Origin of the sequence: Bradyrhizobium roseum (genome assembly GCF_030413175.1) — a bacterium.
GTDB classification, from domain to species: domain Bacteria; phylum Pseudomonadota; class Alphaproteobacteria; order Rhizobiales; family Xanthobacteraceae; genus Bradyrhizobium; species Bradyrhizobium roseum.
Genome location: NZ_CP129212.1, coordinates 5,018,077 through 5,030,157 on the forward strand (window position 1 = coordinate 5,018,077; position 12,081 = coordinate 5,030,157).

Below are 12,081 nucleotides of genomic sequence, written 5' to 3' on the forward strand. Positions count from 1 at the left end.
AGCCGTAGAACTGCGGCAGCTCATGCAGGCTGGCGTCATGCCGGCCGCAGTTCGATATCAACAACCGCGGCAAATGCTCTTGATCTTGCGATCGACCTCCTTGTTCTCTTTTTCGACCGCCACGTCACCGCTCCGCTGCGGACCTGTGATATCCGAGCCTGATCCCGCACCTCTTGCCGACCCCGTTGTCACGCCGCTGCCGGTGCTGGCGCCCGAGCCTGAGCCTGAAGACTGCGCCGTGCCTGCGCTGTTGGTGCCCGGCGCGCGCGGCGATGACATGCGGGACGCGTTGCCCGCACCGCTCGGATCTTCGCCGGCATTGTTCAGTCCGCCGGGAGTCGCGGGACCGGACGGGACCCCGGTGACGCCTTGCGAGCCGGCACCGGCCGAGCCTGCGCTCGGAGAGCCGGCGGCGCTGCCGCTGCCGCTGCCGCCGGCTGAACCGCCAGCGCTTTGGCCAAATGACGCGACAGGCGATATCAGGATGGTGATTGCCGCAACGGCGGCGGCTGTAGACGCTAGTTTCATTTGAATCTCCCTTTCGAAAGCAACGACTAGGCCCTGGCCCTTGTTCCTGCCGGAACGATTCCCTTGCCCGGTCATTGATTTTCACCCGTTGGAAGCTTGGAGTGATCGCGCTTGCGAAAATTGATCGCCTTCGACGATGACACGCTGGGCAAGCTGACCCGGCTCGCGCGCGACCGGATGGGGACATTGCAGGAATTGGCCGACGAGGCGTTTGCCGACGTTCTCAAGAAGCACGGCATTCCGGTCGACCTCAGAGACGCGTTGCGAAAGAGCGCGCGAATGCCAGAGGACACAACGCCGAAGAAGACCCGACCAAGAACTGGAAAGGCACGATCATGAACTCAGATCCCGACCCGTTCGAGCAGGGCGAGCGCGCCGCACGCCAAAGCATTCCGGCGGAGGCCAATCCGTATCAGGATGGCAGCGAGCAGCACGCGCTGTGGGCCGCCGGCCATGAGAAAATCGCCGGCGCTCGCGAGGCGAATGAAAGCGAAGATACCTAGGCTCGCTTTTGCTCAGCCGATCTTCTTCAGCCCGCTTTTGAATCGCGGCCCGTTGCGCTGATATGACTGTGCGGCGCGCCCCATCGCCGCCGATTGCTCCGGCGTCAACGCCCGGACGACGCGCGCGGGCGCGCCGATGATCAGGGAATATACGGGATATTCCTTACCCTCGGTAATGATCGAGCCGGCGCCGACAACGCTGCCGCGACGTATCCGCGCGCCATTCATGACGATCGAGCCCATGCCGACCAGCGTGTCATCCTCGAGCGTGCAACCGTGCAGAATCACATTGTGGCCGACCGTGCAGTTGGTTCCGATGGTCAGGGGAAAGCCGGGATCGGTATGGCAGGTGCAATTGTCCTGCACGTTGGAGCCCTCGCCGATCTCAATCCACTCATTGTCGCCGCGCAGCACCGCGCCGAACCAGACGCTCGCCGCGTTCAGAAGACGCACCTTGCCGATCACGGTCGCCGTATCCGCGATGAAATAATTTCCGTCAGCCGGGAGATCAGGCCCCTGCCCGTCGAGTTGGTAGATCGCCATAGCAAAAAGGTCTCCGTTACCGGAGACCTTGGCATAGCCGCGGGCGGAGGATCAAGCGAGCACTATGGCCTCATGCCAGCATGCCGGTGGCGCGCAGCGTCATCAGGAAGAACGTGCCGGACATCAGGCTCCAGAAGCCGGAAAGCACGGTCGCCATCATCACGAATTCGAAGCGGCGGCTTTCGATCCTGGCACCACGCAGCGTATTGCGCATGATGATGAAGGGGGCGGCGAACACCAGGAACGGCACGGCTGCGAACGTCTTCGGCGCCACGCCTTCGCCGAGCAGTCCGAACCCTGCCGGCCGCGCCGCCATCGCCTGATAGCCGCTGGTGAGCACGCCGGCGAACGCAAAGCCGATGCACAATGCGAACAGGGAATTCAACGCATCGGGCGACATGGCAACTTCCCCCACTCCGAAAGAACGCGCTTTGCTTTCGCAAATTTGGCGAGCGGCCGCCACAGCATCCTTAAGGAAAGGTTAATGGCCGGCTGGCGGGCGCCGTTTGCGCATGGCTGACGAAGCCGTCACTCCCGTGAAATCATGAGGAAATCACCTGTCCCATGGCATATTCGCCAGATGATTCGCGCCTTGCTTCCCCAATCAGTGCCTCGCTCATGACCCTGCTTTCGACGGCCCAGCACTTCGCCCGGGACACCCGCAGGAAGCGGCGCTCGCACATGACCCTGATCATGGCCGCGGCGGCTCTCACCGCGGGTGCCGTAGCGCTGGTCGCCTATCTGCTATGGCCGACGTGGGTCGCGCGCCCCGCCGGCGCACCCAACCGATTGCCGGTCAGCGTCGGCGGCACGCTATTCAACGTGCCAACCACGGCCATCCGCCGGAAAATCCAGCGCCACTCCGGCCCGCAGGAGCGCGTCGATCTCAATTTCGTCTTCCCGTCGCTGGAACCGCCAGATGCGCCGAAGCACGTCAGCGCCGATACGGTGGAGGAAAAGGTGCAGCCGATCGACCGGATCTTCGTCTCGATATCGGCCCATCATGATGCACTGGCGCCGGACTTGCGTGTCCGCACGATCTACCCGCGCTACCTCGCGCCGGCCTCGACGCCGGTCGATGACGCTCTGACGATGCGCACGTTTCGAGAAGGCTCGCCCTACGCCAATGAAGATCTGTTCTCCGCCGCGGCGCCCGCCCTTAACGCGCGCTGCTCGCGCGACGGCCTGACGCCGGGCATGTGCCTGAGCGAGCGCCGCATCGACGGCGCCGATCTCACGTTCCGCTTTCCGCGGAGTTGGCTTTCGCAATGGCGTGACGTTGCGAATGCGATAGATCGCCTGACGATGCAGATGCAGGGACCGAAGGGATGGTAGGATTTCGTAGGGCGGGCTGAGCGACTTGTCCGCCGTAGCTCAACGGGCGAAGGCGGAAGCGTGCGCACCCTTTTGCGGCTTGCTCGGTAACGGAGGGTGGGCACGTCGCTTGCGCTCGTGTGCCCACCTACAACGTCACGGCATCGCCTCAGCCGACGTCGGCAAGGTCTTCCTCGAGAATCGCCATCTGGAACTGGAACGAGCGGTCGTCGTCCTCGTCATCGACGAACAGCACGCCGATGAATTCCTCGCCGATATAGACTTCGGCGGAGTCGTCCTTTTTCGGACGCGGCACAACGCGGATCTTAGGATTGCCGAATACGCGCTTAAGATAGGCGTCGAGCTTCCTGACTTCCTGAACGTCCACGGCGGTCTCCAATCGGATTCTTTGAATTTCCGGGAGGTTTTTAGGACGAGACGGCGCAGACTACCAGCCGTAACTTCACAAATACGGCCGCAGGAAACGTGTGGAAAATCAAAGGCCGATGGCGCCCAGCATTTGATCCATGGTGCGCGACGGCTCCGCGCAGCCGGCCTCGCCGACGATCTTCGCGGGAACGCCAGCCACCGTGACGTTGTGAGGCACCGGCTTGACCACCACCGAGCCTGCCGCAATGCGCGCACAATGGCCGATCTCGATATTGCCAAGTATTTTTGCGCCTGCCCCGATCAGGACACCGCGCCTGATCTTCGGGTGGCGGTCCTCGTTTTCCTTGCCGGTGCCGCCTAGCGTGACGCCATGAAGGATCGAGACGTCATCGTCGATCACGGCCGTTTCGCCGCAGACGAAGCCGGTCGCATGATCGAGGAAGACGCCGCGGCCGATCCTGGCGGCAGGGTTGATATCGGTCTGAAACACCGCCGATGAGCGGCTCTGCAGGTAGAAGGCGAAATCCTTGCGGCCCTTCTGAAAAAGCCAGTACGCGAGACGATGGGTCTGCAGCGCGTGAAAACCCTTGAAATAGAGCAGCGGGTCGATGAAGCGCGAGGTGGCCGGATCGCGATCATAGACCGCGACCAGATCGGCGCGGAACGCGTTGCCGAGATCGGGTTCGTCGCGCAGCGCCTCGTCATAGGTCTGGCGGATCAGATCGCCCGACAGCGCCGAATGATCGAGCCGCTCGGCGATACGATGCACCACCGAATCCTCGAGACGCTCGTGATGCAGCACGGTCGAATAGATGAAGGATGCGAGTTCAGGCTCGCGGCGGACGATGTCTTCCGCCTCGCCGCGGACACGGTCCCAGATCGGATCGAGGGCGGCCAGCTTCGAGCCCTGCGGATTGGCGTGATGCATTGCCATGGATGGCTCTCGCAATTCAGCTTGGTTGACCGATACTATAGCACGGCCGGGGGTGGCTGTCCCGGGCAGGCCTCGGCAGCGTAAACTGCTGCTGAATGCCATTGGGGCTGGTTCAAGGTGGTCAGTCAATTCGGGAAATCAAGCCGGATAATGACCGGGTATTGATCAATTTTGGCCTGTCAGGCATGACCAGCATGCTGGGCTGAATGCGGGGGGGGCATCATTACGCACATATTGCGGGCGCGGACCGCTGCCAGTGCGCGGTCGGCTTGGATCGCAGCCGTGGCCATTCCGTTGATGCTGCTGGCCCCTGCCCTGTGGAACGGCTATCCCCTGCTCCAGTGGGATACCGGTGGCTATCTCGCGCGATGGTACGAAGGCTATCTGGTGCCGAGCCGCTCGACAACGTTCGGGCTCTATCTTCATTTCGGCGAAGATTCGAACTTCTGGATCAACCTCGGGATCAACGCGCTGGCGACGTTGTGGATCTTGCAGTTGACGCTGCGCGTACTCGGTATCGGCCAGCCGTTGCGGCTCTTGGCCGTCAGCCTCGTGCTGGTTTTGACCACCTCGCTGCCATGGCTTGCCAGCACGCTGCTGACCGACATTTTCGCTGGCCTGTCCGTTCTGGCACTCTTTATGCTGGCTGCGCATGGCGCGCGGATATCGGTCGTCGAGAAATGCCTGCTGTTCGGCCTCACCGCTTTCGCCGCAGCGACGCACAGCGCGACATTCGCGGTACTGCTCGGACTATGCTGCGCAGGCTGGATTGCACGGCCGTTCTTGCGGGGACGAATTTCCGTTGCGGGGCTGGCGCAGGGCAGCCTCACCATCGTCGCCGGCGCGGCTCTTCTGCTGTCGACGAATTTCGCGCTGTCCGGGAAACTGGCTTGGACGCCTGGCGGTTTTGGCGTCGCGTTCGGACGGATGCTGCAGGATGGCATTGTCGCGCAGTATTTGCACGATCAATGTCCCAAGCAAGACTTCAAGCTTTGCCCCTATCGCGACCGGCTGCCGGCCACGGCGGACCAGTTCCTGTGGGGCAACAGCATGTTCAACACGCTCGGCCGCTTTCAGGGACTGAACGACGAAATGGGGTTCATCGTGCTGCATTCGCTGGCCGAATATCCGGCCTGGCAGGCCAAGGCAGCGCTGGCGGGAACGCTGCAGCAACTTGGGCAGGTCGCGTCGGGTGAAGGCATCGGTGTCTGGCTTGGCCATACCTATGGCATCATGGAACGCTTTCTCCCCGCACAATTGAAGCCGATGCGCGCGGCGCAGCAGCAGCGCTGGCGTTTCGATTTCACCGCGATCAACCGCCTTCACGTTCCCGTCGCGCTGGCGTCGATGCTGCTGGCCGCCATCCTGTTCGGCTACGGCATCCTGCGCCGGCCGTTCGACGATCTGACCTTGCTCGCCGGCACCGTCACATCAGCGTTGCTCGGCAACGCGTTTATCTGCGCGGTGATATCAGGGCCGCATGATCGTTACGGCGCGCGCATGGCTTGGCTTGCGACCATGGTGGTGCTGATCACCTGCGTCAGGCATTCCGCCGGTGAGGATGAGCACGGGGGATCATTGCCGACGCGACAGGAAGTCGACGACACCGGCCTTGTAGACCTTGTCGCCGACCGCGCGCATGTGATCGCGGTTCGGAATGTCGAGCACCTCGGCGCCCGGAATGATGTTCCCGAGCGCCGCGGCTGAACCGGCGATTTCGTCGTTGGTGCCGACCGCGATCAGCACGGGCACGCCGATCCCTGCGGCTTCCTCAGACGTCATCAACCGCCGCGAACCGCGCAGGCAGGCGGCAAGCGCGCGGCGGTCGGAGCGGGTCTGGTCGGCAAAGGCGCGAAACGTCCGTCCGACCGGATCGGTCACATCGTCCAGCGAGAGCGCTTCCAGCGCGGTGGCCACGTTCTCACCGGGGCCGCCCCCCTCGATCAATCCAATACCGATGCCGCCGAGGATCGCCGAGCGCAGCCGTTGCGGCTGCTCGCGCGCCAACATCGCCGTCATGCGCGATCCCAGCGAATAGCCCATCACGTCGGCGCGCGCGATTTGGAGATGATCCAGCAGCGCGATCACGTCACCAGCCATGGTCGCGATTTCGTAGTCGGCGCAATCATAGAGCTTTTCGGAATCGCCGTGGCCGCGATTGTCGAGCGCGATGACGCGTCGGCCGTCCTTTCTCAGATCGGAAACCCAGGTCGGATACACCCAATTGACGTTCTTGCTGGAGGCAAAACCGTGCACGAGAACGATCGGATCGCCCTCCCCTTCATCGAGATAAGCAATTTCGACGTTGCCGTTGTGAAAACTCGGCATCAGCAATTCCATGTTTTGGGGATCGGAATGGGCGATCTTGCAATGGCTGCACGCTTAACCCTATGCGGCAGCGCCCGCCAGCGCCGGGCCGGACGGCAAGCAGGCCCCTGCCGCCTGCTTTCTCAATCGCCGCGCCTTGCTACGGCGCAGCCAGGCTTCGGTGGCCCGCTCGGTGGTCGCCTTGATCGACAACAGAAAACCGAACAACGCCAGCAACGCACCGAACACCCACATCGTCAGATTGAAGGTGCCGGCGGCCAGCAGCAGCGCGCCGCGGCCGAGCACCTTCAAGATCGCACGGGTCTGGCCGCCCTTGGATTCGGCAAGCCGGGCGGCGCGCGCGACATCCTTCGGCCCTTGCGCGATGCGCAGCGTGTCGAGCGCACCTCGGGTGCCGGCTTTCTCGCCGACACGCCCGACGTCCTTCGCCAGCCGCACCAGCGCGCCGGCCTTTTCGGCGCGGTACGCCGCCTTGATCGCCCTGATGGTTTCGCCGGGCCGAAGCACCGAGCTCTTCGCGACCGCCTGCTGCAGCAGCGGCGCATCGACGACCTCGCGCGCCGAGCGACCGGCCCACTGCGTCAGCCCTTCGCCCAATCGCCCGACCTTGCGGGCGTCCTTGACCATGGAAAGACCGGCGCGCACCGGTGCGACACCGCCGACGGAGACATAGGTCGCGGCGGTCACCGCGAGGCCAACGGTTGCGAGACCGAGCACCAGCCGGTCGACTTCCTCGCCGGTCGCCAGATGCTTGCCCTCGCGCAAGACGTCCCTGATGTCGCCAAAAACGAAGAGATCGCCAGCCACCGTGCCCGACAGGCTCGCGACGTCGTCGGCAGTACCGGTCACCAGGCCGGTGGCAAAGCGTTTGGCAAAATGCGACGCAGTGCCTGCGTCGGCAACGGCGTCGCTGACGCGCTTCGACAGTTCGTCGCTGACGGCAACGCCCTTGTCGCGGGCGAGCTCAACGAAGCTGTTGGCAAGATCGGAATCACCCGCCGCAAGGGCAGCCTCGATATTTTCGACGACCAGCGCCTGGTTGCTTCGCAGGGCGGAATTGATCTGGATATCCGACAGCGCCGCGGGATCTTCCTGCGCCGCCAGCACAGCCCCGGCATCGCGGGCGTGCGGCCACAACGCAGCGCACACGGCTACGCTGAGCGCCAATCCCGCCAGAGCAGTGCTGAGCCGCAGCCGCATCATCCAAAAAAGCCCAATGTTTCGGTCTGCCTCAAGATGGGTATGCCGCTTTTACGACACAACCGCCCCGACGAAAGAAGGGCTTTTCTCCCACGACAAGATTGTGTCGAATTTGCATAAGCAAATGTGCGGCTGGGACCCTTCAGATTCGGCTCTAGGAATCATCAGCACCCGCCATTATGGTTCGCGGCGTTTCGAGGCTGCCGCGTCGCGTTGATTGCGTCCGCCCGTCGTTGCTATCTAAGGTGAAGCTGATGTCCGACCATGTCGTCCCGCATTTTCATAACGACGCCGGAGTCTCGGTGATCGAGATCGGCTCGCAGGAATTCATGTGCGTGGGCGCCAACCCGCCGTTCGACCATCCGCACGTGTTCCTCGACCTCGGCAACGACAACGAGATTATCTGCCCGTATTGCTCTACCCTGTACCGTTTTGCCGCCGACCTTGCCGCGGGCGAGGCGCGCCCGCCCGAATGCGTGGTGAAGGACAAGGTCGCCTGACCTTTCGGTGGCTGCTCCGCGCACTATCATCGTTGCTGGTGCCGGGATCGGGGGACTGACGGCAGCGCTTTCGCTTGCCGCAAAAGGTTTTCGCGTCGTCATTCTGGAAAAGACCGAACGACTGGAGGAAGCCGGCGCCGGGCTGCAGCTGTCACCGAACGCCAGCCGAGTCCTCGTCGACCTTGGCCTGAGGCCGAGGCTCGCCTCGCGCGCGGTGACGCCCGAGGCCGTCAACATCATGAGCGCGCGCGCCGGCGGCGAAATCGCGCGCCTGCCGCTAGGTGAGGCTGCCGGCCTACGTGCGGGCGCGCCCTATTGGGTGATGCATCGCGCCGACCTGCAGGGCGCCCTGCAGGCCGCGGTCAATGATCACCCGGATATCGATCTGCGGCTCGGCTGCCAGTTCGAGGACGTGACGGCGCATGCCAAGGGGCTGACGGTGGTCCAGCGGCGCGGCGACAGCCGGCAGCAGGAACTGGCGGCGGCGCTGGTCGGCGCCGACGGCATCTGGTCGACGGTACGGAACCACCTGTTCCCGGCGGTGCAGCCGCAGTTCTCCGGCCTGATCGCCTGGCGCGGAACCCTCGATGCGACAACGCTGCCGCGCGAATATACCGCGCCGCGGGTACAGCTCTGGATGGGGCCGGACGCGCATCTGGTCGCCTATCCGATCTCGGCGGCGCGGCAGATCAATGTCGTCGCCATCGTGCCGGGAACCTGGAACAGGCCGGGCTGGAGCGCGCCCGGCGACGCCAATGAACTGAAAAACGCCTTCGCCTCGCAACGCTGGCCGTCGACGGCTCGCATGTTGCTCGGCGCCGTCGACGGCTGGCGGCGCTGGGCGCTGTTCACGCTGCCGGATCTCGGCGAATGGACCGATGGTTCGATCGCGCTGCTTGGCGATGCGGCCCATGCCATGCTGCCATTCGCCGCGCAGGGTGCGGGAATGGCGATCGAGGACGCCGCGGTGCTTGCAAAAACCTTGAGCGAAAGCCCCGGCGACTCGATTGCGGGCATCCCGCAGGCGCTGAAGCGATATGGCCGGCAGCGGCGCGACCGCGTGCTGCGGGTGCAGCGCGCCGCACGGCAACAGGGGCGCATCTATCATCTCACCGGCCCGCTGGCGCTGGCGCGCGACCTCGCGATCCGGGCAATGGGCCCGCAGCGCATGCTGGCGCGGCAGAACTGGATCTATGACTGGCGGGTGTGAGGGGCCCCTATGATCCCTCAATTCGCGCCAGCGCTTCCCTTCTTGCGGCCCTTGGCGGGGGCCGACGCCAGCGATGGCGGGGCTTCCGGCTTTGAATCCTGGCACCGGTTGCGCTGCCAGGCCTCCTCGGCCAGCTTCGATTGCCCGCGCAACGCAATGTAGTCGTTGCGATAGGCCATTTCCGCCACCACCGGGCCGGCGACGCCGGTTTCAGCCTTCGTCATCAGCCCCTGCAATTCAGCGGTCTTGGTCGCGAGGTTCTTGCGCTCCGGCTCGAGCTGCTTGCAATCGTAGAGGTCGTATTTGGCGGGATCGGCAAAGGCCGGCGAAATCGTGTCGCTCATCCCGGCACAGCCGGACAGGCCGGCCCCAAGCATGACCAGCGCCAGCGCCGCGAGGCCGCGCGAGGAGAATTGGCGATGGGACAGCGAGTTGGGCATTGGACCTTCGTTAAGTGCATTATGTTGAGAATGCCTAAAGCCTTTTCCAGTCCGATGGAATCGAAACTGAAAGGTTCTTGTTCTCAATTTTGCGCGTTCTCTTGACGCGAACCGGTTTCCCCCCGGATCAAGTCCGGGACAAGCTTTCGCTGGAAAACGCCCTGAAGCCTGCCGCAGGTAAACACCCCAAGTGTCCGCATTGAGGCTTTGCTTTGGTGGCTTGCTCACTTAAAGGTGGGGAGCGTCTTGTCCGGATAGCTTGCCAATTCCACTTCACCGGAAAACGCGCTAAGTAGCTGATATATTGAGACTAAGCGGACGTGGCGGAACTGGTAGACGCAAGGGACTTAAAATCCCTCGATGGCAACGTCGTGTGGGTTCGAGTCCCACCGCCCGCACCAGCCTTCGCTCGCGAAGCGGCTGAAGGCTGCCACGCCGAAGCCGGCAGGCGAAGGCGGGCTTGTTTCCGCGAGCTACTGCTTGGCAGGCGACGCGAAGACCGTAAGGTCGAAGCGGGTCCGGCATAGCTTGAGCGCAGCAAAGGCGAAGACGGACTGGTGAGACCGGGGACCCCATTGGCACAATCCCAACTTTTTGAAATGCGCCGGCTGGAGATGCTGAGCAACACCATTTTCGGCGTTGCCATGACCCTGCTCGCCTATGATCTCCCAAAGGCGTCCAGCTTTAAAAACGCGCCCGACTGGCATGATCTGCTGCGCATCTATGCGCAGCCGGTCATCGCGCTGATGATCAGCTTCATCGTCGCCGGCATGTTCTGGTTCAGCCATCACCGCCGGCTGGCGGTGGCGCCGGAAGCCAGTCGAGGCGTCGTGTTTCTCAACCTGTTCTTTCTGCTCTCGATCATCATTTTGCCGGTGACCAACGGACTCTACGGCGCCTACCGGCTCGATGGAGTGCTGGCGGTGCTCTACGGGCTTCACCTGACCATCATCGCTTCGCTCAACGTGGTGCTGTGGATTTTCGCGCTCAGGGGCCGCAGCGATCCGCATTTGATGGCGACGGCGATGCTTCCAGTATTCGTGTTCGTGTTTGGAACGGCCGTTGCCCTGGTCTCGCCGAAAGTTGCACAGTTCACCTGGTGCCTGGCGTTCCTGGCCCCCGTTGCAGGCTGGCTCGCAGCGCGACGCGCGGGCTAACGGGCTACCTTCGCCTCAGCGATCGTGAGCAACCGGCCCGCCTCCTCCACGATCATCCGCTCCATCTTTTCCTGGAACTCCTTGCGCGGCAGGCCGGGCGCGATCGGCGGCAGAAACGACAGGGTGATGGTGCCCGAATGCATCATCAGGGTCTTCTTGCCCCAGAACAGGCCGGAATTGCACGCCGCCGGCACGACGGGGACTTCGAGGTTCGTGTACAGCGCGGAAATGCCCGCTGATTGAAACGTCATGGGCTCGTCGATCGCCTGCCGCGTGCCCTGCGGAAACAACAGCGCCTTGCGTCCCTCGCCGACCGCGCGCTTCGCTTCATCGACCATCTGGCGCAGCGCCTGGCGGCCCGCCGAGCGGTCAACCAGGATCATCGGATAACGCTCCAGAAACCAGCCGACGAGGGGCAGCTTACGCAACTCCTTCTTGGCGACGATGCTGGCGTCCGGGAAGATCACGCAGAGCGCCGCGGTCTCCCACAGCGATTGATGATTGCAGGCGATGATGCAGGGCCCGTCGGGAACGTGCTCGCGCCCCTCGACGCGATAATCAAGGCCGACGACATATTTCATCAGAAACATGATGCCGTTGGCCCAGACCTGGGACACCGCGCGCACCGTGGCACTGCTCGCCTTGAACAGCGCCAGGAACGGCACCGACAGCGCAACCACCAGCGTCAGGATCACCACGGCGGCATCGAACAGGATCGACCTCAGATAATGCAAACGTCCGTCCCCTCAGGCCTCGATGCGGCCTCCCTTACAGCACTTTTCGCAGGTAGCACAATTGCGGCCACGCGCTGGAATGGGGCTCACGATGGATCAGCCCGATCAGCCCCGTACGGTCGACTTCGTCGCCTTGCCCTATCGTTGAAACGTTGCCCGGCGTCGGGCTTTTGCGGCCGATCGGGCGCCGAACGTGTCTGCGAATTAATGCTGGAACATCCGGGAGCGCATCCGCCCTGAGGAACGCAACGCAAACAAAAATGTTGTCATGCACAATAGGAGCGCGATGACATGGCTAGC

The 12,081-nt window shown here is 63.4% G+C and carries 15 protein-coding genes, 1 tRNA gene and 1 pseudogene; 8 read left to right on the top strand and 9 right to left on the bottom strand.

Going from position 1 to position 12,081, the window contains the following annotated elements; genetic code table 11:
* Positions 1 to 57: 57 nt before the first annotated feature.
* The gene (locus QUH67_RS23820) at positions 58 to 528 is read right to left on the bottom strand and encodes a hypothetical protein (RefSeq protein WP_300941742.1); all 471 of its coding nucleotides are present in this window, start codon (positions 526 to 528) and stop codon (positions 58 to 60) included.
* A gap of 111 nt (positions 529 to 639) precedes the next feature.
* On the opposite strand from QUH67_RS23820, the gene QUH67_RS23825 reads away from it, so the two are divergent.
* Positions 640 to 867 carry a hypothetical protein gene (locus tag QUH67_RS23825; protein WP_300941744.1) on the top strand — a complete coding sequence of 76 codons (228 nt, stop codon included), beginning with the start codon at positions 640 to 642 and terminating at the stop codon, positions 865 to 867.
* A complete protein-coding gene (locus QUH67_RS23830) occupies positions 864 to 1,031 on the top strand; it encodes a ribosome modulation factor (protein WP_300941745.1) in 168 nt (55 codons plus the stop codon). Before QUH67_RS23825 ends, QUH67_RS23830 begins: the two co-directional genes overlap by 4 nt.
* 12 nt (positions 1,032 to 1,043) lie before the next feature.
* Here the strand turns inward: QUH67_RS23830 and QUH67_RS23835 are convergent, their stop codons facing one another.
* Positions 1,044 to 1,574, bottom strand: a complete 531-nt coding sequence (locus QUH67_RS23835; RefSeq protein WP_300941748.1) for a gamma carbonic anhydrase family protein — start codon at positions 1,572 to 1,574, stop codon at positions 1,044 to 1,046.
* Between the two features lie 70 nt (positions 1,575 to 1,644).
* Positions 1,645 to 1,974 carry a DUF6949 family protein gene (locus tag QUH67_RS23840; RefSeq protein WP_300941750.1) on the bottom strand — a complete coding sequence of 110 codons (330 nt, stop codon included), beginning with the start codon at positions 1,972 to 1,974 and terminating at the stop codon, positions 1,645 to 1,647.
* 281 nt (positions 1,975 to 2,255) lie between these two features.
* Between QUH67_RS23840 and QUH67_RS23845 the strand changes: the two genes are divergently transcribed.
* Positions 2,256 to 2,909, top strand: coding sequence for a hypothetical protein (locus tag QUH67_RS23845; RefSeq protein ID WP_300941751.1), 654 nt, complete (start codon positions 2,256 to 2,258; stop codon positions 2,907 to 2,909).
* Positions 2,910 to 3,057: 148 nt separating this feature from the next.
* On the opposite strand, the gene QUH67_RS23850 is transcribed toward QUH67_RS23845, so the two are convergent.
* Positions 3,058 to 3,276 carry a DUF3126 family protein gene (locus tag QUH67_RS23850; protein WP_025590201.1) on the bottom strand — a complete coding sequence of 73 codons (219 nt, stop codon included), beginning with the start codon at positions 3,274 to 3,276 and terminating at the stop codon, positions 3,058 to 3,060.
* Between the two features lie 108 nt (positions 3,277 to 3,384).
* Positions 3,385 to 4,212, bottom strand: a complete 828-nt coding sequence (cysE, locus tag QUH67_RS23855) for a serine O-acetyltransferase (protein WP_300941757.1) — start codon at positions 4,210 to 4,212, stop codon at positions 3,385 to 3,387.
* A 297-nt stretch (positions 4,213 to 4,509) separates the two neighbouring features.
* Between cysE and QUH67_RS35025 the strand changes: the two are divergent.
* Positions 4,510 to 5,772: pseudogene (locus QUH67_RS35025) on the top strand (hypothetical protein); the annotation flags it as partial.
* Between the two features lie 15 nt (positions 5,773 to 5,787).
* Here the strand turns inward: QUH67_RS35025 and QUH67_RS23860 are convergent.
* Positions 5,788 to 6,540: an alpha/beta fold hydrolase gene (locus tag QUH67_RS23860; protein WP_300941759.1), complete on the bottom strand. Its 753-nt coding sequence runs from the start codon at positions 6,538 to 6,540 to the stop codon at positions 5,788 to 5,790.
* A gap of 60 nt (positions 6,541 to 6,600) precedes the next feature.
* Entirely contained in the window at positions 6,601 to 7,743 is a 1,143-nt protein-coding gene (locus QUH67_RS23865) for a hypothetical protein (RefSeq protein ID WP_300941761.1), read from the bottom strand.
* A 251-nt stretch (positions 7,744 to 7,994) separates the two neighbouring features.
* On the opposite strand from QUH67_RS23865, the gene QUH67_RS23870 reads away from it, so the two are divergent.
* Positions 7,995 to 8,240 carry a zinc-finger domain-containing protein gene (locus tag QUH67_RS23870; protein ID WP_300941762.1) on the top strand — a complete coding sequence of 82 codons (246 nt, stop codon included), beginning with the start codon at positions 7,995 to 7,997 and terminating at the stop codon, positions 8,238 to 8,240.
* Positions 8,241 to 8,247: 7 nt separating this feature from the next.
* Positions 8,248 to 9,450, top strand: a complete 1,203-nt coding sequence (locus QUH67_RS23875) for an FAD-dependent monooxygenase (protein ID WP_300941764.1) — start codon at positions 8,248 to 8,250, stop codon at positions 9,448 to 9,450.
* Positions 9,451 to 9,467: 17 nt separating this feature from the next.
* Here QUH67_RS23875 and QUH67_RS23880 read toward each other — a convergent pair whose 3' ends face one another.
* A complete protein-coding gene (locus QUH67_RS23880; protein WP_407080348.1) occupies positions 9,468 to 9,890 on the bottom strand; it encodes a twin-arginine translocation pathway signal in 423 nt (140 codons plus the stop codon).
* Between the two features lie 314 nt (positions 9,891 to 10,204).
* On the opposite strand from QUH67_RS23880, the gene QUH67_RS23885 reads away from it, so the two are divergent.
* Positions 10,205 to 10,291 (top strand) — tRNA-Leu (locus QUH67_RS23885).
* Between the two features lie 198 nt (positions 10,292 to 10,489).
* Positions 10,490 to 11,047, top strand: coding sequence for a TMEM175 family protein (locus tag QUH67_RS23890; RefSeq protein WP_300948153.1), 558 nt, complete (start codon positions 10,490 to 10,492; stop codon positions 11,045 to 11,047).
* On the opposite strand, the gene QUH67_RS23895 is transcribed toward QUH67_RS23890, so the two are convergent.
* Positions 11,044 to 11,781, bottom strand: coding sequence for a lysophospholipid acyltransferase family protein (locus tag QUH67_RS23895; RefSeq protein ID WP_300941766.1), 738 nt, complete (start codon positions 11,779 to 11,781; stop codon positions 11,044 to 11,046). The two genes, QUH67_RS23890 and QUH67_RS23895, sit on opposite strands and share 4 nt — an antisense overlap.
* Positions 11,782 to 12,081: the final 300 nt, after the last annotated feature.

Coding starts and splice junctions, on each gene's coding strand:
- QUH67_RS23820 (WP_300941742.1), bottom strand. CDS start 528: ATGAAACTAGCGTCTACAGCCGCCGCCGTTGCGGCAATCACCATCCTG.
- QUH67_RS23830 (WP_300941745.1), top strand. CDS start 864: ATGAACTCAGATCCCGACCCGTTCGAGCAGGGCGAGCGCGCCGCACGC.
- QUH67_RS23835 (WP_300941748.1), bottom strand. CDS start 1,574: ATGGCGATCTACCAACTCGACGGGCAGGGGCCTGATCTCCCGGCTGAC.
- QUH67_RS23840 (WP_300941750.1), bottom strand. CDS start 1,974: ATGTCGCCCGATGCGTTGAATTCCCTGTTCGCATTGTGCATCGGCTTT.
- QUH67_RS23845 (WP_300941751.1), top strand. CDS start 2,256: ATGACCCTGATCATGGCCGCGGCGGCTCTCACCGCGGGTGCCGTAGCG.
- cysE (WP_300941757.1), bottom strand. CDS start 4,212: ATGGCAATGCATCACGCCAATCCGCAGGGCTCGAAGCTGGCCGCCCTC.
- QUH67_RS23860 (WP_300941759.1), bottom strand. CDS start 6,540: ATGCCGAGTTTTCACAACGGCAACGTCGAAATTGCTTATCTCGATGAA.
- QUH67_RS23865 (WP_300941761.1), bottom strand. CDS start 7,743: ATGATGCGGCTGCGGCTCAGCACTGCTCTGGCGGGATTGGCGCTCAGC.
- QUH67_RS23870 (WP_300941762.1), top strand. CDS start 7,995: ATGTCCGACCATGTCGTCCCGCATTTTCATAACGACGCCGGAGTCTCG.
- QUH67_RS23880 (WP_407080348.1), bottom strand. CDS start 9,890: ATGCCCAACTCGCTGTCCCATCGCCAATTCTCCTCGCGCGGCCTCGCG.
- QUH67_RS23890 (WP_300948153.1), top strand. CDS start 10,490: ATGCGCCGGCTGGAGATGCTGAGCAACACCATTTTCGGCGTTGCCATG.